Annotated in this window: 21 protein-coding genes; 10 read left to right on the top strand and 11 right to left on the bottom strand. The window is 41.8% G+C overall.

Features of this window, described 5'->3' with window-relative positions:
* Positions 1–170: 170 nt before the first annotated feature.
* Together O9316_RS06870 and O9316_RS06865 are read left to right on the top strand one after the other, a co-directional pair.
* A complete protein-coding gene (locus O9316_RS06870) occupies positions 171–953 on the top strand; it encodes a DUF3050 domain-containing protein (protein WP_298204320.1) in 783 nt (260 codons plus the stop codon).
* An 11-nt stretch (positions 954–964) separates the two neighbouring features.
* Positions 965–1,666, top strand: a complete 702-nt coding sequence (locus O9316_RS06865) for an SGNH/GDSL hydrolase family protein (RefSeq protein ID WP_298204319.1) — start codon at positions 965–967, stop codon at positions 1,664–1,666.
* On the opposite strand, the gene O9316_RS06860 is transcribed toward O9316_RS06865, so the two are convergent.
* The 6 genes from O9316_RS06860 to O9316_RS06835 form a co-directional block, all read right to left on the bottom strand.
* Positions 1,663–1,995 carry a 2Fe-2S iron-sulfur cluster-binding protein gene (locus O9316_RS06860; protein ID WP_298204318.1) on the bottom strand — a complete coding sequence of 111 codons (333 nt, stop codon included), beginning with the start codon at positions 1,993–1,995 and terminating at the stop codon, positions 1,663–1,665. The genes O9316_RS06865 and O9316_RS06860 overlap by 4 nt on opposite strands.
* A gap of 1 nt (position 1,996) precedes the next feature.
* A complete protein-coding gene (locus O9316_RS06855; RefSeq protein ID WP_298204317.1) occupies positions 1,997–2,452 on the bottom strand; it encodes a DUF6036 family nucleotidyltransferase in 456 nt (151 codons plus the stop codon).
* Positions 2,436–2,642: a hypothetical protein gene (locus tag O9316_RS06850; RefSeq protein WP_298204316.1), complete on the bottom strand. Its 207-nt coding sequence runs from the start codon at positions 2,640–2,642 to the stop codon at positions 2,436–2,438. Before O9316_RS06850 ends, O9316_RS06855 begins: the two co-directional genes overlap by 17 nt.
* A 16-nt stretch (positions 2,643–2,658) precedes the next feature.
* Complete coding sequence (locus O9316_RS06845) at positions 2,659–3,711, bottom strand: NAD(P)/FAD-dependent oxidoreductase (RefSeq protein WP_298204315.1); 1,053 nt, start codon at positions 3,709–3,711, stop codon at positions 2,659–2,661.
* 212 nt (positions 3,712–3,923) lie between these two features.
* Positions 3,924–4,163 (bottom strand): NifU family protein, encoded by a 240-nt coding sequence (locus O9316_RS06840; RefSeq protein WP_298204314.1) that lies wholly within the window; start codon positions 4,161–4,163, stop codon positions 3,924–3,926.
* Positions 4,164–4,218: 55 nt separating this feature from the next.
* Positions 4,219–5,349, bottom strand: a complete 1,131-nt coding sequence (locus O9316_RS06835) for an Mrp/NBP35 family ATP-binding protein (protein WP_298204313.1) — start codon at positions 5,347–5,349, stop codon at positions 4,219–4,221.
* Positions 5,350–5,712: 363 nt separating this feature from the next.
* On the opposite strand from O9316_RS06835, the gene O9316_RS06830 reads away from it, so the two are divergent.
* A complete protein-coding gene (locus O9316_RS06830) occupies positions 5,713–6,543 on the top strand; it encodes a UDP-2,3-diacylglucosamine diphosphatase (RefSeq protein ID WP_298204312.1) in 831 nt (276 codons plus the stop codon).
* Here O9316_RS06830 and O9316_RS06825 read toward each other — a convergent pair.
* Genes O9316_RS06825 through trmB form a run of 3 tightly spaced genes read right to left on the bottom strand, consistent with a single transcriptional unit; the run spans position 6,521 to position 8,192 of the window.
* Entirely contained in the window at positions 6,521–6,871 is a 351-nt protein-coding gene (locus O9316_RS06825) for an MGMT family protein (protein ID WP_298204311.1), read from the bottom strand. The genes O9316_RS06830 and O9316_RS06825 overlap by 23 nt on opposite strands.
* 1 nt (position 6,872) lies before the next feature.
* The gene (locus tag O9316_RS06820) at positions 6,873–7,499 is read right to left on the bottom strand and encodes a LysE family transporter (RefSeq protein ID WP_298204310.1); all 627 of its coding nucleotides are present in this window, start codon (positions 7,497–7,499) and stop codon (positions 6,873–6,875) included.
* Positions 7,500–7,520: 21 nt separating this feature from the next.
* Entirely contained in the window at positions 7,521–8,192 is a 672-nt protein-coding gene (trmB, locus tag O9316_RS06815) for a tRNA (guanosine(46)-N7)-methyltransferase TrmB (RefSeq protein ID WP_297515904.1), read from the bottom strand.
* A gap of 42 nt (positions 8,193–8,234) precedes the next feature.
* Here trmB and O9316_RS06810 point away from each other — a divergent pair, with 42 nt between their 5' ends.
* The gene (locus O9316_RS06810) at positions 8,235–9,323 is read left to right on the top strand and encodes a glycosyltransferase (protein ID WP_298204309.1); all 1,089 of its coding nucleotides are present in this window, start codon (positions 8,235–8,237) and stop codon (positions 9,321–9,323) included.
* Here O9316_RS06810 and O9316_RS06805 read toward each other — a convergent pair.
* Both O9316_RS06805 and O9316_RS06800 read right to left on the bottom strand, forming a co-directional pair.
* Positions 9,285–10,337 (bottom strand): ATP-binding protein, encoded by a 1,053-nt coding sequence (locus tag O9316_RS06805; RefSeq protein ID WP_298204308.1) that lies wholly within the window; start codon positions 10,335–10,337, stop codon positions 9,285–9,287. The two genes, O9316_RS06810 and O9316_RS06805, sit on opposite strands and share 39 nt — an antisense overlap.
* Positions 10,338–10,373: 36 nt before the next feature.
* Positions 10,374–11,057 (bottom strand): response regulator transcription factor, encoded by a 684-nt coding sequence (locus O9316_RS06800; protein WP_298204307.1) that lies wholly within the window; start codon positions 11,055–11,057, stop codon positions 10,374–10,376.
* A 194-nt stretch (positions 11,058–11,251) separates the two neighbouring features.
* Between O9316_RS06800 and O9316_RS06795 the strand changes: the two genes are divergently transcribed.
* The 6 genes from O9316_RS06795 to O9316_RS06770 all read left to right on the top strand — a co-directional run bounded on the left by O9316_RS06795 (position 11,252) and on the right by O9316_RS06770 (position 19,355).
* Positions 11,252–14,059: a TonB-dependent receptor gene (locus O9316_RS06795; RefSeq protein ID WP_298204306.1), complete on the top strand. Its 2,808-nt coding sequence runs from the start codon at positions 11,252–11,254 to the stop codon at positions 14,057–14,059.
* Between the two features lie 23 nt (positions 14,060–14,082).
* The gene (locus tag O9316_RS06790; protein WP_298204305.1) at positions 14,083–15,459 is read left to right on the top strand and encodes a hypothetical protein; all 1,377 of its coding nucleotides are present in this window, start codon (positions 14,083–14,085) and stop codon (positions 15,457–15,459) included.
* A 66-nt stretch (positions 15,460–15,525) separates the two neighbouring features.
* Positions 15,526–16,092 (top strand): hypothetical protein, encoded by a 567-nt coding sequence (locus tag O9316_RS06785; RefSeq protein WP_298204304.1) that lies wholly within the window; start codon positions 15,526–15,528, stop codon positions 16,090–16,092.
* A gap of 69 nt (positions 16,093–16,161) precedes the next feature.
* A complete protein-coding gene (locus O9316_RS06780; RefSeq protein ID WP_298204303.1) occupies positions 16,162–16,494 on the top strand; it encodes a T9SS type A sorting domain-containing protein in 333 nt (110 codons plus the stop codon).
* A 93-nt stretch (positions 16,495–16,587) separates the two neighbouring features.
* A complete protein-coding gene (locus tag O9316_RS06775) occupies positions 16,588–18,306 on the top strand; it encodes a T9SS type A sorting domain-containing protein (RefSeq protein WP_298204302.1) in 1,719 nt (572 codons plus the stop codon).
* A 71-nt stretch (positions 18,307–18,377) separates the two neighbouring features.
* Positions 18,378–19,355 (top strand): acyl transferase, encoded by a 978-nt coding sequence (locus tag O9316_RS06770; RefSeq protein ID WP_298204301.1) that lies wholly within the window; start codon positions 18,378–18,380, stop codon positions 19,353–19,355.
* The last annotated feature ends 18 nt before the right edge of the window (positions 19,356–19,373 follow it).

Below are 19,373 nucleotides of genomic sequence, written 5' to 3'. Positions count from 1 at the left end.
AATAAAATTAACATCTCACGTCTAGATAAAATACTGTATTTAAGCCAACGCTTTAGAAAGAATCTCGTAAGGGTTGGAATTACCTTTCCAAAAAAATCAAACAATAAATAAAATTGATATAAAATACTTTTTGTATTGGAGAAGCCTTTTTATTTTTACAAAAAAATACTATGCATATTTCAGATATAAACGGTGTTTTACAACCGTTGAAAAATAGATTACTCGAGCATCCGCTATACGATAAAATACGAACCCTTGACGATTTACACTGTTTCTTAGAACACCATGTGTATGCGGTTTGGGATTTTATGTCGTTGTTAAAAGCGCTGCAACAGCAACTCACCTGCACCACAACACCATGGTTACCTGTAGGCAATCCCGAGGTGCGTTATTTGATCAATGAAATTGTCGTGGCTGAGGAAACAGACCTTGCCATGGATGGGAAAAGGCAAAGTCATTTTGAAATGTACCTTGACGCCATGAATCAATGTGGAGCCAATACACTCGCGGTACATCGCTTTTTGGAGGATATTCAAAAGACACAAAACATCTTTGTTTCGATCAAACATGCCGAAGTGCATCCTAATGTACGTGCTTTTTTAGACTTTACGTTTCGGGTCATTGAAGAAGGGAAAGCACACAAAATTGCAGCGGCTTTTACGTTTGGGAGAGAGGATTTGATTCCGAATATGTTTACCGAAATTTTAAAGAATTTCCAACAAAATTTCCCGCAAAGCGACTTGTCTAAACTAATTTATTACTTTGAGCGTCATATCGAATTGGATGGCGATGAACACGGTCCGATGGCGATGCAAATGATTACAGAACTTTGCGGTGACAGTGTAACCAAATGGAATGAAGTACTCGAAGTTTCTCAACAAGCCTTGGAAAAACGCCTTGGTTTATGGGATGCTATTGAGGAGATGGTGATAGAAAAAGCAAGTTGCGTTTAAAATTACAGCTCATGAAACAATGGGGTAGATGGAGTTTCGTTGGCTTACTTCTTATATTGGTGAGCTGTTCTTCCGAGAAAGAAGTGAACACCCCGCCCGATACGCGTGTGCTCAAAATCCTAGCCTTAGGCGATAGCTACACCAAAGGCGAATCGGTTTGTAGTACCTGTAATTTCCCGACACAACTTCGCGATAGCATTAATGCCCGCCGCGGCAACGGACTTTCAGAGGTGCAAATCATTGCCCAAACGGGATGGACTACTCCACAACTCAAAAATGCGATCAATCAAACCAATCCGCCCAATACATTTGACTTGGTTACCCTTTTGATTGGAGTGAACAACCAATACCAAAACATGCCGTTTAGTTTTTATGAAAATGATTTCCCCGAACTGGTTCAAAAAGCAGTCGAAAAAGCGGGAGGCGATCGAAATAAAGTGGTGGTTCTCTCGATTCCCGATTATGCGTTTACCCCTTTTGGGAACGGAAATACTACGATTTCGGCGGCACTGCAAACCTACAACCAGTTTGCCTCCGATTATTGTGCAAGCCAACAAATCAGTTTTGTATACATTACCGATATCACCCAACTCGGGTTGCAGCAACCGGCTTTGGTCGCACAAGATGGCCTACATCCCTCCACCTTAGCCTACACGCGATTTGTAGAGCGATTGTTGCCGATAGTTTTGCCTAAACTTGGACTTGAACCTTAAGCATAAGGGGCCAATTCAATAGCCAAACCGTCAATTTCGGGCGTGATGTGAATTTGACACCCCAATCGGCTGTTGTCTTTGACGTTGTAGGCTTCCCACAACATGGCCTCTTCATCGGGATTTTTTTCAGGTAATGCGATGTCGTTCAAGACATAACACTGACAGGAGGCACACATGGCCATCCCGCCACAAACACCAATCGTTCCTTCGGGGGCCAATTCATACGCCCGCACCAACTCCATGAGATTCATGTTCATATCGGTGGGGGCTTGCACTTCGTGAGGTATTCCGTCACGATCAATGATTTTTATGGTAATGTCTTGAGGCATTTTATTCCTTTTTCTTCTTTAATTGTTCAATATCCGCTAAGTCTTTATATCGTCCTGAAGCTGTCTTGTTTATAATTAAATCGTCCAAGTCTATATAAGGAACTTTAAAGGTATTTAAATCATAATAAACACAATTTTGATAACTATCTTCAAAAGTTAACCCATCAACATGAGTTAAAATCTCTATTTTCGATGGCTCAGCTCCAATTCCCCAAACATCAAATTTATCATTCAAGAATTCTTCAAAAGGAAAAATTGGAGCACCGAACTCAAAATATACTTTTTTAAGTTTATCATAATTATCGGGTGACTTATTTATCCATAGGTCTAAATCACCTGTACTTCTAACATAGCCATGAAGAATAACCGCATAGCCGCCCACCAATAAATAGCTAACCTTGTATTTATCTAATAGTTTTAAAAAATCTAAAAAATCAGGATTAAACAGATTTGGCATGTTTTCTTGCGTAGGTTATCGTTTTATCCATTTTATAATTTTCGTCTATTTGAAAAACATGCTTTATAATGTAATAAGCTGCCTCAAGCCTCTCTCTCGGCGTTTTATCATCATAAAAATTGACATGATTGTCTGCTTCTTCAAAAGAAGACTTGGTAACCCTACTTCTATCCATTTTCATGTTTTCCATAGGATAAATATAGAAATTATTCAATAGATTTCACCACTGCTTTCTCGGCTTCTTTACGCGTACCATCAAATCCGTCGACCCCCGAAACGGTGGTGTATTTCAACACATAACGTTTGCCAGGATTTAACCGATTGTAGACACTTTGACACATCAAAGTAGCCTCATGAAAACCGCATAAAATGAGCTTTAATTTGCCCGGATACGTATTGACATCGCCGATGGCGTAAATTCCTTCAATATTGGTTTGGTAGTCTAAGGCATTGTTGACTTTAATCGCGTTTTTCTCGATTTCCAAGCCCCAATTGGCGATAGCACCCAATTTAGGGGTTAGTCCAAACAACGGAATAAAATAATCGGTATCGAGAAATTGCTGTGCCCCATTGCAGTCCAGCGTTAACCGCTCTACATGTCCTTTGCCTTCGATGGCGGTAATTTCGGCGGGAGTGATTAAGGTGATTTTGCCTAATTTTTTGAGTTCTTGTACTTTTTCTACCGAATCTAATGCGCCGCGAAACTCGTTACGCCGGTGTACTAAGGTTACTTCACTGGCTACATTGGATAAGAAAATACTCCAATCCAGTGCCGAGTCGCCGCCGCCTGCAATTACAATGCGTTTGTCGCGGAACAATTCGGGATCTTTCACAAAATACTCCACCCCTTTTTCTTCATAAGCGCTGATGTTATCAATAAGCGGTTTTCGGGGTTCAAACGTTCCTAAACCACCCGCAATGGCTACGGCTTTGGCGTGGTGCTGGGTTCCTTTATTGGTCGTCACGATAAACGTCCCGTCTTCGAGTTTATCGATGGTTTCGGCCGTTTCTCCTAAGGTAAATCCGGGTTGAAACTGTTTGATTTGTTCCATCAAGTTATTGACCAAATCGCCGGCCATTACTTCGGGAAATCCCGGAATATCAAAAATGGGCTTCTTCGGATAGAGTTCGGCCAACTGCCCACCCGGTTGGGGTAAGGCATCGATCAAGTGGCATTTCATTTGAAGCAAACCCGCTTCAAACACCGCAAATAATCCGGTGGGGCCCGCGCCTATAATTAGAATATCGGTTGTAATCATTGTGTTTTGGGTTTGAAATACGGTACAAAAATCGCGAACCGTACTTTTCTAATCTATGATAAATGTCATCGGGAGCAGGGGTTGCGCGAGGGATTGCGGCTTTGTTTGAGCGCGCCGTTAGGACGCGAGTGCCAAAAGCCCGACCCCGAGGATGGACACACGCGATGATTACATCCCATGTTGGCCTCGAGGGACGCGCCCCAACCTATCCATTAGGAAACGTTTTCTACGGTTTCAATTTGAGGTGCGTAGCGTTTGATGGTCGTTTCGACCCCCGCTTTGAGCGTCATTTGATTGACACTACAACCGGTGCATGCGCCTTCAAAACGGACTTTCACGTGCTTGTCATCTTCCACCGCCACCAAGGTAATGTCGCCGCCATCGGAATTCAAAAACGGACGGATTTCCTCGAGGGCTTTCTCAATATTTTCAATTAATTGATCCTGACTCATGTTCTCAAAAAGTATAAAATCCTAGTTAGGCAAGTTCCGTTCTAGGCATGATGAATTAATTTTTCTTAACGGCCGAACAGCCTGCCATCGTGGTAATTTTAATCGCTTCGGTGGGAGGCAAATGTTCGTTGCGCTGTACCACTTCGGTGACTACGTTACGGGCAATGGCTTCGTATACTTGTTCTAGCGGGGAAGCGGTTTGCAAGGCGGCAGGTCGACCGAAATCGCCCGCTTCACGAATGCTTTGCACCAGTGGCACTTCACCCAAAAACGGCACTTGAAGGTCTTCGGCCAAATGCTTCGCGCCTTCTTTTCCAAAAATATAATACTTGTTGTTGGGCAACTCTTCGGGGGTGAAATAGGCCATATTTTCAATGATTCCGAGTACCGGCACGTTGATGGCTTCCGATTGGAACATGGCCACTCCTTTGCGAGCATCGGCCAACGCTACGGGTTGCGGCGTACTCACGACAACCGCTCCCGTCACGGGCAACGACTGCATGATCGACAAATGAATATCGCCTGTGCCCGGCGGCAAATCAATCAGCATAAAGTCCAAATCCCCCCACGCCGCATCAAAAATCATTTGATTCAACGCTTTGGCAGCCATGGGTCCGCGCCAAATCACCGCTTGGCCGGGTGCCGTAAAGAACCCGATGGAAAGCAACTTGATTTCGTAACTCTCAATGGGTTTCATCTTCGACTTGCCGTCGACTTCAATCGACAACGGTTTTTCGGTTTCTACGTCAAACATAATCGGCATCGAAGGACCGTAAATATCGGCATCCAAAACACCGACTTTGAATCCCATTTTGGCTAAGGTTACCGCCAAATTGGCTGTAGTGGTTGACTTTCCAACGCCTCCTTTTCCAGAGGCTACTGCGATAATATTGCTGATGCCGGGTATGGGTTGCCCTTTGATTTCATTTTTCTCGGGGACTTCCACCTTGATATTTACTTTCACCTCAGCTTCGGGAGAAAACTGCTCGTGAATCAATTTGCGAATATCGTCTTCTGCGCGTTTTTTTATGTGCATGGCGGGCGTTTTCAACACTAAATCGACCACAACTTCATTACCAAACGTAACCACATTTTTAACAGCGCCGCTCTCTACCATATTTTTTCCTTCACCCGCCACCGTGATGGTTTCAAGCGCTTGAAGAATTGCTTTGCGTTCTAACTTCATTTTTATTAAGACTGATTTTAGATTGCAAAGATACAAGGAAATACAAAGAAACGACCGTTAAAGCTTTCAAAATGTTTTGCGGGAAAAATGGATAAAATCAAACGAATAGCCTTGTGTTTAATTGGATTAGAAGGAGGCGCCCCCGAGGCTTTTACTAGGCTGCTCCTGCCCTTTGTTACTATCGGCCGGCGGTCGGATAAAGCGCCCTCCCGCCGGCAGGATATTCACGACGGTCAGGCCTAGCGAGGACGTTAAGAAATCCTTACAGGAAATCGTTCTTGACAGCAATACCTTTACCTTTTCATAAAGTCAAGCTTACGCTCACACAACACGTAAGGTATTCCTTTGTGAAAACATCATCCCATGAAAAAGCGTAAAGTAGAATTGGTCGTTATCTCCGACCTGCATTTGGGAACCTATGGCTGCCACGCCAGTGATATCTTGGAATACCTCAACTCCATCAAACCCAAAACCTTAATCTTGAATGGTGACATTATCGACATTTGGCAATTTCGAAAATCGTATTTCCCGCCAGCCCATCAAAAAGTACTGAAAAAAATCATCGGTCTAAGCGCCAAAGGAACCCGAGTGTATTACTTGACGGGCAATCATGACGAACTCTTACGTAAATTTACCGATGTGCATTTGGGCAATTTTTCGTTACTCAATAAACTTACCCTAAACTTGGACGGGAAAAAAGCATGGATTTTCCATGGCGATGTGTTTGATGCCTCGATTACCCATGCCAAATGGTTGGCCAAACTCGGCGGTTGGGGTTACGACATTATGATTTTACTCAACCGTTTGATCAATTGGGGATTGCAAAAAATGGGGAAAGAACCCTATTCCCTCTCCAAAAAAATCAAAGCGAGTGTGAAATCGGCAGTGAAATTCATCTCCAATTTTGAAACCCTTTGCGCCGATATTGCCATAGAAAACGATTACGATTATGTGGTTTGCGGCCATATCCATGAGCCTAAAATTGAATCCATTACCACCAAAAAAGGTTCAACGCTGTACCTCAATTCGGGCGACTGGATTGAAAACTTAACCGCCCTGGAATACCATCACAAACGCTGGAAAATCTACCGCCACAAAACTGACTATCCCTCGCAAATGACGTGGGAAGAGGAAGTTAATTTTGACTACGAAAACCAGCTCATCGAGCAGTTTATGGAATTGATTCGAAATTGATATCAGGCGTCCAAAAGTGGGTTTTAAAATCGACAATTTGATCGTTTTCTACACGAATTCCTTCTTGCTCCAACAGTTGTTGCATTAAATGGGTTCCCGGAAAATGATGCTTCCCTGAGAGCAACCCATTGCGATTGACTACGCGATGGGCGGGAACATCGTCCAATCCGTGACTGGCATTCATCGCCCAGCCTACCATTCGTGCCGAACGCGCTGCACCCAAGGCTTTGGCGATAGCCCCATAAGAGGTTACCCGTCCTTCGGGAATTTGACGCACCACGGCATATACCCGTTCAAAAAAAGAAGCGGTTTCTGGCGACGATTTCATATTAGCGCAATAAGTTCCACAAAGTGAGTAAAGCCACCAATCCGGTAATGGTGCCCATAATACGGTTCATGTAGCGCAGTACCCAATCGGTTTTGGACTTTAAATGACTGATAAATACCATATAAAGGTAGAACACTAAAAAAGAGCCTGAGGTAACGCCGGCGACCAAGCTTAGTTCTTGTGCCAATGAAAAATCAAAATAACCATACGACGCAAGAGTCACACTGATCACCACATAGTAAGGAATGGGTAAAAGATTTAAAGCTGAAATGAGCATTCCCATAAAAAAACGACTGCGTTTGCTTTTTAATTGAATGCGGTCACTGCCTTCCAAGGTGGGTTTTTTGGCCCAAAAGAAAAAATATGCGGTAAGTACGCCAAAAACAACCAAACCTATGGTGCGCAAAGTGGCAACTACCTCGTCGTGTTGACTGATGTAGCGTGCAAAAACGACCGAAACATAGGTTTGAATGGCAATAACCAGCAAAGCCCCTGATACAAAAATCAACGCACGCTTGATTCCATCGGTTAAACGAACTTTGGCAACGGTCATATTGATGAGCCCTGGGGGAAGCACCCCTACGATAGCCGCAATCAATCCCGTGAAAAAAGGGATGAATACTGTCATAAAACCGTGGTTAACGGAAAACTACTTGATTTTGAAACGAATATACGTAATCGCTTTATTGATTTCCAAATATTGTTGCTCGTAAAATGTTTTTATTTCGGTAACTTCCTCTGGAGCGCCTAGATTGTGGTAAATATTATGATTGGCATACAACACTTCATGACCCAATCCATGCAAAAGTCCTAAGGTATATCCATGCATAAATTCACTATCGGTTTTCAAATGCATCAGCCCATCAGGTTTCAGGATGTTCTTGTACCGGTTTAAAAATTCGGCATTGGTCATGCGGTGTTTGGTACGTTTGTATTTGATTTGTGGGTCGGGAAAGGTAATCCAAATTTCATCGACTTCATTTTCGGCAAAAATAAAATCAACCAACTCGATTTGAGTGCGCACAAAAGCCACATTGGTCAAGCCTTGTTCGGCAGCTGTTTTGGCACCTCGCCAAAATCGGGCGCCTTTGATGTCAATTCCGATGTAGTTAACATTGGGATTACGTTGGGCTAAGCCTACGGTGTATTCACCTTTGCCACAACCCAATTCGACGACTACAGGATTTTCATTGTTAAAAAAGTGACGCCACGATCCACGATGAGGGAATCGTCCTTCGACAACCTCTTCGCGAGTGGGTTGGATAACATTGGTAAAATTGGCGTTTTCGCTGAATCGTTTTAATTTATTTTTACTGCCCACGTGATTTCTTAATGTTTTGGCAAAATTAAGGAAATCCACCGCATGACAAATTATTTTATTTTTGCTATTGTGGAAACCCGAAAAAACATATTGGTGGCGCCGTTGAATTGGGGATTGGGCCATGCTACGCGTTGCATCCCGATTATTCGACAGTTGCTCGCCGAAGGCTTTCAGCCTATTATTGCGAGTGATGGTGCAGCGTTGGCGTTATTGCAACGGGAGTTCCCCGAATTGATGCATTTGGAATTACCCTCGTATCATATTGCCTACGCCAAGAATCCCAAAAACTTTAAATGGAAATTACTCAAAAACAGTCCCAAGACGATTGCGGCCATTTTTGAAGAAAAACGATTGGTACGTCAGTGGATTGCCCAGTACCATTTGGCGGGCATTATTTCGGACAATCGTTTGGGGGTATACAGCAAAAAAGTTCCATCGGTAATCATCACACACCAACTCACGGTGCTGTCGGGAAAGACCACATGGATTTCTAGTGGATTGCATCGTTTTTTTATTCAAAAATTTAATGAATGTTGGGTTCCCGATTGGGGTGGTGCGATCAATCTATCTGGGAAATTGGGCCATCCTGAAAAACTTCCTAATACCACACGCTATTTGGGTGTGTTGAGTCGCATTCAAAAAAAGAGCGTTTCAACCACTATTGATTACTTGATTGTATTATCGGGTCCCGAGCCTCAGCGGAGTTTGTTGGAAACGAAAATTCGAGAGGAGTTGCTCCCTCTAGAAGCGCGAATAGTTTTAGTACGCGGTGTTGTAGAGGGTACAATTCAAAAAACCTATGAGCCTCCTTTTACAATTTACAACTACCTTACTTCGGAGGGGTTATCGGAGGTATTGAATGCTGCCGAAGTAGTCATTTGCCGTTCGGGCTATACTACCATTATGGATTTGGCCAAATTAGGGAAGAAAGCGTTTTTTATTCCCACGCCTGGCCAATACGAACAAGAATATTTGGCAAAGCGTTTTCACCGTGATGGAATGGTACCGCAATGTTCACAAAATGATTTTACGGCGCAAAAACTTGAGCTACTTCCTTTTTACAAAGGACTCCCCAAGGCCGATGAAGAAGAACTACCCGTTGATTTGTTTCGCCTTTTCGAGGGTAAATGAAAACTCGGAACCGCTGCCATAATCGCTTTCAATATAAATTTTTTCGTCGTGGCCTTCAATGATATGTTTCACGATAGACAACCCTAATCCCGAACCTCCTTCACTGCGCGCACCACTTTTATCTACCCGATAAAACCGCTCAAAAAGTCGTGGAATATGATGCTTTTCTATGCCTTCCCCGTTATCACGAATGCGAACAATCACTTTGTTTTTGACCAAATCTTCAATGGTGACTTCAGTAGTACCGTTTTCCTTACCATATTTGATGGAATTCATCACGAGATTGATTAAAACTTGTTGAATCTTCTCTTTATCGGCATGCACGCGGATGGCTTTGCTATATTTGCGATCAAACATTAAAATGATATTCTTCTTATCGGCTTGCATTTCCAACATGTCGAATACATTTTGAATCAAGTCAACGATATTAAACTCGGTATATTCAAGGGTAACCTCACCCATTTCCAATTTGGCAATCATATCCAAATCTTGTACAATATACACCAATCGCTCTACCCCTTTCTGGGCACGCTCGAGGTATTTAATGCGCATATTTTTATCCTTAACCCCATCGATTAAGGTTTCTATATACCCTTGCACTGTAAAAAGAGGCGTTTTGAGTTCGTGTGACACATTACCCATAAATTCTCTTCGGTATTCCTCGCGGACTTTAAGATTTTCGAGTTCTAGTTTTTTATCGGTGGCATATTTTTTTACCTCCCGCTCCAAGGTGGCCATGTCAGTCGTTATTGATTGACTACGGAGTATGGCTGAATCCAAAAGCGAAACGTCATCGTAGATTTTTTTGACCCGCTGGTAGATAAATAATTCTGAGCGGTATTGGATTACGATAATGGAAAAAATTAAAATTCCAATAGAGAAAGAAAGCGTTAAGGCGAGTGAAAACTCGTAAAGAATCACTTGGATTAAGGTCAATAATATGGCTGAAAACAACGTTATATACAACGCAGAAATCACCGCAAAGGCATATGTTTTTTTGAGTTTAATTCCCATGAATTTCATCGGTTGTAGGCGATAAAGGTACGGAAATTACAATTCAAACTTATAGCCCACCCCTTTGATGGTTTTGAAGAGATCCTCCCCAATTTTTTCACGAAGTTTGCGAATGTGTACGTCAATGGTTCGTCCGCCCACAATGACCTCGTTACCCCAAACTTTATCCAAAATTTCTTCGCGTTTGAAAACCTTACCCGGCTTGGAAGCCAAAAGATAAAACAATTCGAATTCTTTTCGAGGTAAAATAATTTCTTCCCCATCGCGAATGATTTTGTACTCTTCGCGATTGATTTCGATGCCGCCAACGGTGATGTTTTCATTAGAGACCGCATCGTCTTTCAAGCGCCGAAGGAGGGCTTTTACTTTACTGACTAACAATTTGGGTTTTATCGGTTTGGCAATATAGTCATCGGCGCCTGCATCAAAACCTGCCACTTGCGAATAGTCTTCACTGCGCGCGGTTAAAAAAGTGATGATTGTATTGGTAAGCTCTGGGATTTTTCGGATATTTTCACAAGCTTCCATACCATCCATTTCGGGCATCATGACATCCATAATAATAAGATGGGGACGCTCTTTTTTGGCCGCTGCAACCGCTTCTTTACCGTTTGTAGCCGTAACAATTTTGTAGCCTTCTTGCGTTAGGTTGTACCCCACAATCTCCAGGATATCGGGTTCGTCATCAACCAATAAAATCTTAATGTCTTTTTTCTTCATAACGTAAAGTTACGCAAAAATTTATTGGGTAAAGATAGTACATAATCCTACGGATGGAATACCCTCAAAATGAGTTAACAGTAATTTAATTTGTTAACATTCGGTTAATGTTTAGCCAACCTAAAGATAAATTAGGAGTAACCTGAACTTTACAAAACGAAACGTTCTTTGCCTCGAAAATAAATCAAACCATAATGAAGATAAAATTATTATTATTTCTAATTTTTTTAACCCATTTTGCTCAGGCACAAAAAGGTACAGTAAACGGAACAATTTCTGACAAAGATGCAAAAAATGCACCACTACCTTTTGCCAATGTTGTCGTAAAGGGGACAACAAACAGTGTAACCACCGATGAAAAAGGAAAATACCAATTAAAAGTTGAACCCGGAACCTACACTTTAGTTTTCAGTTTTGTGGGGTATGAAACCATCGAAGAGAAAGTAACACTTAAAGCGGGGGAAACCATTACCATCAACAAAACGCTAGGTTCAGGAAGCTACAAATTGGAAGACGTAGTGATCACCACCAGCAGACGAAAAAATACCGAATCGGCAGTACTTCTTGAAACAAAAAAAGCCAAACAAGTTATCAGTGCGATTTCGGCCGAACAAATGAGTAAAGGAACCGATGGAAATGCGGCGCAAGCTATTCAACGGGTGCCGGGCGTTACCATTAATGATGGTAAATTCGTCATGGTACGCGGGTTAAGTGAGCGCTATAACAATGTATTGATTAATGGAGCCTTGGCACCGAGCACCGAGGTAGATCGCCGAACGTTTTCTTTCGACCTTTTACCCGTAAGTACGTTAGAAAAAATGACCATTGGGAAATCGGGAGCGGCTTATTTACCGGGAGACTTCTCCGGTGGGTTGATTAGTGTGACTACTACGGAGAACTTCTCTGATTTTACACAAGTTTCCTCAAGCCTTGGATTCCGTGGCAATACCACACTAGAAGACTATTGGCAAACAGAAGGTTCGGCAACCGATATTTTGGGTATGGATGATGGATTCCGTCAATTGCCTAACGGCTTCCCAACCAACCGTGATGTTTTGAACATCAACAGCGAAAGTGTTCGTTACGCCAATCAATTGCCTAACAACTTCAACCCTGAACGCGGTACAGCTTTTTTCAATACGGGTATCAGCTTCAGTTTGGGTCGAAAAATTAAATTAAAAGACGAAAGCAAGAATTTGAGAACAATCAATATGATTTCGTACTCCAATAGTTTTCAAAACTACAATAAGTCGGTAAACACCTTTATCAACGATTTTACGGGACAAACCAATACACCGCAGCAGCAACGTGACTTTGACGACCGTTATTATTCCAATGAAGTGCGTTTGTCGGTGCTTTCCAACTGGTTTTACCGTTACAATGCAAAAAACAAAATCACGTTCAAAAACCTATTCAATCAAATCGGTGAAAACTTTACTACGTTACGAAGTGGTTTTGACTTTGATCAACGACCCGGTCAGTTGTTAAATAACTACGAATTTGGGTACTCAGGACGTCGCATTTTGACCTCACAATTCAATGGAGAACACAAAATCAATGACCGAAACACCGTCAATTGGGTATTAGGTGGAAACTTAATTAAAGACATTTTACCCGATTTACGTCGCTTTAGAACTTTCCGTAACATAAACAGTACCACAGCGAACTTTACGATGATTGACCCACCAAGTTCAAACCCATTTGACACCGGTCGCTTCTATTCAGAATTAAATGAAACCTCCGTAAACGCTGGCGTGGACTATGATTTTAAAATTGAAAATAAATCAAGTAAATCCGAAGCCTCTACCATCCTTTTAAAAGCGGGTTTCTTTGGAGATTACAAAACGCGTGACTTTAGCGCACGTTATTTCTCGTATTTGATTCCTGGTAACGTAGGCCAAGAGCGCAAAGAAGAGTTAATCAATTTGCCCTTAACCGAAATTTTCAGTCCTGCCAATGTTACCGCTTCCAACGGGTGGGTTTTAAGAGAAGGGTCCAACTTGAGTGACTCTTACAAAGCCAATAATTTACTGGGCGCAGGATATGTATACGGTGAATTTCCCATTCAAAAATTCTTAATCACAGGAGGTGTACGTGTAGAGCACAACCGTTTAGAAGTCGATGGTTTTCAGGGAATTACGCCTTTGTTAGTACAACAACCCATTACCTCTGTTTTACCCTCTTTCAACGTGAGCTATACCTTAAACGACAAAAATGTAATGCGTGTTGCCTACAGCCGTACTGTAAACCGTCCGGAGTTTCGTGAAATTGCACCTTTCTTATTTTACGACTTCCAAGAAGATACCGAAGTGGATGGAAACAGCAGCTTAACCACTGCTACGATAGACAACTTTGATTTGCGTTATGAGTTTTATCCCACCAAAGGGGAAACAGCTAGTTTGGGTGTTTTTTACAAACGTTTTGACAACCCGATCGAATTTATTCTTCCTGTAGTGAGTCAGCAACGAAGAATGCGCTATAGTAATTCGGATTCGGCGATGCTTTATGGGGCCGAGTTGGAAGTTAGAAAATCCTTCAAAGAAGTATTCAAAAACGGATTTTTCTCTGATTTATCCATCAACTTAAATGCATCCTACATTTTCTCGGAAGTTGACTTAGGTAACCGAGCTTTAGCACAAGATCGTACCCGTGCCTTGCAAGGCCAATCGCCTTATGTAATCAATGCGGCGCTTGGATATGATAACAAAGAAAATGGCTGGAGTGGTAATTTAATTTACAACCGTTTCGGCGATCGAATCTATGCGGTTGGGGGTGAAATTTTCCCTACTATTTATGAAATTGCGCGTAACCAGATGGATTTCACCATTGCTAAAACTTTCAAAAAGACAACCTACAAACTGGGCTTATCCAACATCTTGAACGAGAAGTTTCAATTTTTCCAAGATTCAAATGTAGACAATAAAATCAACAATAGTGACGACCCCGTGTTTGTGCACCGAACAGGCGTACTGTACACCTTCAATGTAACGTATAAATTTTAACAACATAACTTAATTTAACTTTTATGAAAATCAACAAAATTCTATTCAAAGGTCTTTTACTTGCAGCCGTGACTTTGACGAGTTGTGGTGGTGATGACGACAACAACAATAACGGCGGAGGAAGCTCTGTGGTTATTTTGGAGGGAAATCTTGAGTCCCGAACTTTATCAAAAAACAACCAATATTTGATCAAAGGTCAAACGTTTGTACGCAGCGGAAATGTATTAACCATTGAGCCTGGAACTATTATCAAAGGAGATAAGGCAACCAAAGGAACATTGATTATTGATAAAGGAGGACGCATCGAAGCCGTTGGAACAGCGTCTGAGCCGATTGTGATGACGTCTAACTTACCGGCGGGTTCTAGAGACCGTGGGGACTGGGGTGGTTTGATCATTTTAGGAAATGCACCTGTGAACCAAGTAAATCCAGAAATTGAAGGGATTAATCCTGCTGTAACCTATGGCGGAACCAATGCAGCCGACGATTCTGGAGCGTTAGTTCATGTTCGTGTAGAATATGCTGGAATTGAATTAACACCCAACAATGAAACCAACTCGATTACTTTAGGAGCGGTTGGTACAGGAACACAAATCGAATATTGTCAAGTTTCTTACGGAGGTGACGACGGTTTTGAGTGGTTTGGTGGAACTGTAAACGGAAAATATTTGATCTCATTTGCGAACTGGGATGATAGTTTTGATGTGGATTTCGGATACTCAGGGAAAAACCAATTTGGTTTGGAAGTGCGTTACCCAAGTTTTGCTGATCAATCAGGGTCAAACTCTTTTGAGTGTGACAACGGACCAAACGATAATGTGACTACTTTATTAACTACTGGGGTGTTTTCAAACTTTACTTGTATCGGACCAAGAGCGACGAATGCGCAATCGATCAATGCCAACTATCAACACTCTATTGACTTACGCAGAAGAACGGCGGCTACTATCGCCAACTCCGTATTCATCGGGTATCCACGTGGATTACGTATGAATCAACAATCGGTTTATGATAATTATGCCGCGGGTACTGGAAAATTAATCAAGAATATTCTTGTGGCTCCAAACACAACGTACGCTGTCGGTACAGGAATGACCGCTACGGTTGCAAACATCCAATCGTGGTTTGAAGCTACCAATACCACAATTACAGCGGCTATTGAAGATCAATTTGCCGTATTAGGATTAAACACGAATTTGGCTTTTGGCAGCAATGTAACGTCAAACTATGCGGCCAATCCAAACTTTGCGGTAACAACAGGTTTATTAGCCTCAGGGGCTGAATTTACCGACGCTACGTTAAACACGTGGTTTACGGCTACAACCTATCGTGGTGCTTTCGGTGCTACGGACTGGACAGACGGTTGGGCTGAGTTTTTACCCAACAGTAAAACATACTAAGAGATAAAGTTTATTTTTGTAAAGAGCTTAGCAGTAATGTTAAGCTCTTTCTTATTCCAAAATGTTATGAAAAAAATTATTGCAGGGCTGTGTGGTATACTTTTATTGGGAAGTTGCTCAAACGCATCTTACACCATCGACCCGAATGCCCAACTTTCCAAAGAGAAACAAGCACAATTTAAATATGAAATAGTACGCTATTTTGAAAAATTACCTTCTGAAAAAGTACGTCATGAAACTAAATTTGACACGATTTACAATAGCTACTACCAACAAAAAGCGAAGGAGGCCCATCTGCTATTTTATTACAAAGCCCCAGATTCTTCGGAATATTTTGCAATTACCAAACTAGCCCCCAGTCTTACCATCAAAAGAGTAGCCACTTTAGGCAAGCTAAAAAAAGATAAAAAAGGTACGATTACCTTTTATGAGGAGGCCGCACGAACCTGGAAAATGGTGGAACCCGAACTTCACAAAAAAACAGAAGTGCTATTTATGGATTACATTCAAGGGGAAGATTTATCACCGTATTTCACCAAAAATTCGGGAGAGGATTTTTACATAGAATTTCCCGACGACCACACGTTTTACAATACACAAACCCGAAAATGGGAAACTAAATCTGCATTGTAATCTTTTTTTACGAGGTTTGGCATTGAATTTGAAATTAAAATGCTACATTTGTGATAAGGATAATTACGCATGAGCAAAAATTACTTCTATAGTATACTCTTTTTTCTGGTGTTGAGCACAGTTTCTGTAGCAGCTCAAGACACCCGAAACACCTTGAAAGAAAGCAATTCTATCGAGGGACTTAGCTTTTATCCTAACCCCGTAACAGGAGGTAAACTCTACATCACGACACGCGCTAATGAAGAAAAGAACATCACCATTTATGATGTTTTGGGTAAAAAAGTCTTCCAGACCGTTTTATCTTCGCGCGAATTAAACTTATCGACACTGCAACCTGGTGTGTATTTCATCAAAATTGAAGAAGGCGAGGCCTCTGCAACTAGAAAACTTATTGTCAGATAGTTAAACTTTTTGATTTTACCATTTTTTAACTTAGGCTTTTTTTAGTTCTGAAAATAGTCCCTATCTTTGTGTGCTTAATTTAATAATTTCAATATGAAAAAAATTTACTTCATGCTTTTTATGCTGACAGGAGTAACTATGATGGCGCAAACCATCTACAGTGAAAACATGGGAACTCCATCAGCAACAACCCCTATTGCTACGAACGTATTCCAAAATGCAGCTCCGATTGTGTACTCGGGTACTGCTGATATACGTGCTACCACGGTTTCTTCAGGGTATACTGGAGCTTCAGGTGGTGGTAATGTGTTTTTTACCAATACTGCAGGTAGAGATTTCTTAATTGAAGGAATCAACACCTCCGCTTTTAACACCTCTACGTTACAATTAAGTTTTGGCCAATACAAAAGTACTACAGGTGCTAATAATGAATTAACCATTGAAGTAAGTACAGATGGAACAACCTATACTCCGCTAACGTATTCACGTCCTACGGGAGCTGGAACGGCAAACTGGGCTTTAGTGACCATTACTACAGGTATCCCAAGTACTACTAATTTACGTATCCGTTTTACACAAACTACGACAACTGCACAATTCCGTTTGGATGATGTGCGCGTCTTTAGTTTTGATCCAACTTGTACTGTTGTACCTGGAACTCCTACCACGGCTTGTGATGCGACTACATTTGCAATCGATACCTACACAGCTACGATTCCTTTTTCTGGCGGCGGCGGCGGTGCTTACACCGTGACTTCAACTGTAGGTACTGTTGGAGGAGACAACCCTGGAAGTATTGCTGACGGAAATATTACCGTTACAGGTATTCCTGAAGGAACAGGAGCTACCGTGACGTTGGTTCGCAACAACTGTTCGTACACAGTAACCATCACAGCACCAGACTGTAAACCTGTAAGTGGATTGCCGCTATACGACAGTATGGATTATCCGGTTGGAAGTTCATTAGGTGCTACACAATTTTGGGCAAATGCTAACACTGGAGACGATGTATTGGCTATTGCTGATAATTTAACCTATGCCGGACTTACCTCCAATGGTAATGCCGCTGGTTTGAACGGTGCGGGTAAAGAATTACACAAAAGATTCACTGCCACTACAGTTACTGAAAGTGCATTGTATGCTTCTTTCATCATGAAAGTAACAGATTTTGCAGCGACTACAGATCCTTCTGAAACGGCTTTTGCTATTATTACCGATGGAAGCGCTACAAACTTTAGAGGCCGTATTTTTATTAAAAGAACGGGGACTACCTACCAATTAGGATTAACTTCAGGAACGTCAACCACCAACTATACAACAGCCACCTACAACCTTAACGATGTATTGTTTGTAGTGGTAGCGTATGACTTTGTAGGGAATACTTGGAAATTATGGGTTAACCCAACAGTTGCTGGTTTTGACGGCACACAAGCTCCTGCGTTAACCGATACGCCAACTGCCGCGATTACCACTTTGGGAGGATTCTTATTCCGTCAAGACTCAGATGCATTGACTCCAGTAATCACCGTTGATGAATTACGTGTTTCTGTTACACCAAACTTGTTGAGTGTAAATAACAATGCTATTGAAGGTTTAGCGGTATATCCAAACCCTGTGAAAAACGGTATTTTCTATATCAACACTGCGGCAAACGATACCAAATCCGTTCGCGTTTTTGACCTTATTGGAAAAGAAGTAATCACTACTACAACGCAAGATGCTGTTAACGTAAGTGGATTGAACAAAGGAGTTTACTTTGTACAAATTACTGAAAACGGCGCTACGGCTGTGAAGAAATTAATCATCGAATAAGCATTATTCGATACGCTATAAACCAAGCCCCGGCAGTTGTCGGGGCTTTTTTATTTCGCTACTTTTGCTGCATGGATCCATACGATATTTTTAGTATTGCCAACGCAAAGCAATTTGAAAAAATGGCGCTGAAAGTTTTTCGGCACCAATACGACAATACAATCGTATACCGTGAATTTTGTGACTTACTGCAGGTGGATAAAACGGCTGTCAAATCGTTGGAAGCCATTCCCTTTTTACCCATAACGTTTTTCAAAAGTCACACCATCGTTTCCAATACCCAAACACCCGAAATAACCTTTACAAGCAGCGGCACAACGGGAATGCAAACCAGCAAACATGTAGTGACCGACATCCAATTGTATGTACAAAGTTTTCGATCAGCCTTTGCCACCTTTTATGGAAACATTGAAGACTATGCGATACTTGCTTTGCTTCCCTCCTATCTTGAACGCGAAGGATCGTCTTTAATCTATATGGTAGCCGATTTGATTGAAGGTTCGCAAAACGAACATAGTGGCTTTTACTTGCATAATTACGACGAACTCATTCAAAAACTAAAAGCATTGGAGGCCTCGGGACAAAATACACTTTTAATTGGAGTGACCTATGCTTTACTGGGTCTTATTGAAAAAGAAACATTCCAATTAAAAAACACGATCATTATGGAAACCGGCGGCATGAAAGGACGTCGAAAAGAAATGATTCGCGAGGAGCTCCACCAAATGTTATGTGCCGGTTTTGGAGTACCCACAATCCATTCTGAATACGGGATGACCGAACTTTTATCACAAGCCTATTCGTTTGGGGAAGGTGTCTTTGAATGTCCTCCTTGGATGCAAATACTCATTCGCGACCCTGAAGATCCTTTCGGGTATGTTGCCGACGGAAAAAATGGCGGCATCAATGTCATCGATTTGGCAAATTACAACGCTTGTTCCTTTATAGCCACGCAAGATTTAGGCAAAAAACACCCCAATAAATCTTTTGAAGTGCTGGGCCGTTTTGACCATTCGGATATTCGAGGGTGTAATTTAATGGTGCTATAAAAAAAGGCCCTTTTGGAC

It is taken from the genome of Flavobacterium sp. (genome assembly GCF_027533505.1).
GTDB lineage: Bacteria > Bacteroidota > Bacteroidia > Flavobacteriales > Flavobacteriaceae > Flavobacterium.
Note: the sequence above shows the minus strand (reverse complement) of the source record. Positions and strands in the feature narration are given on the sequence as shown.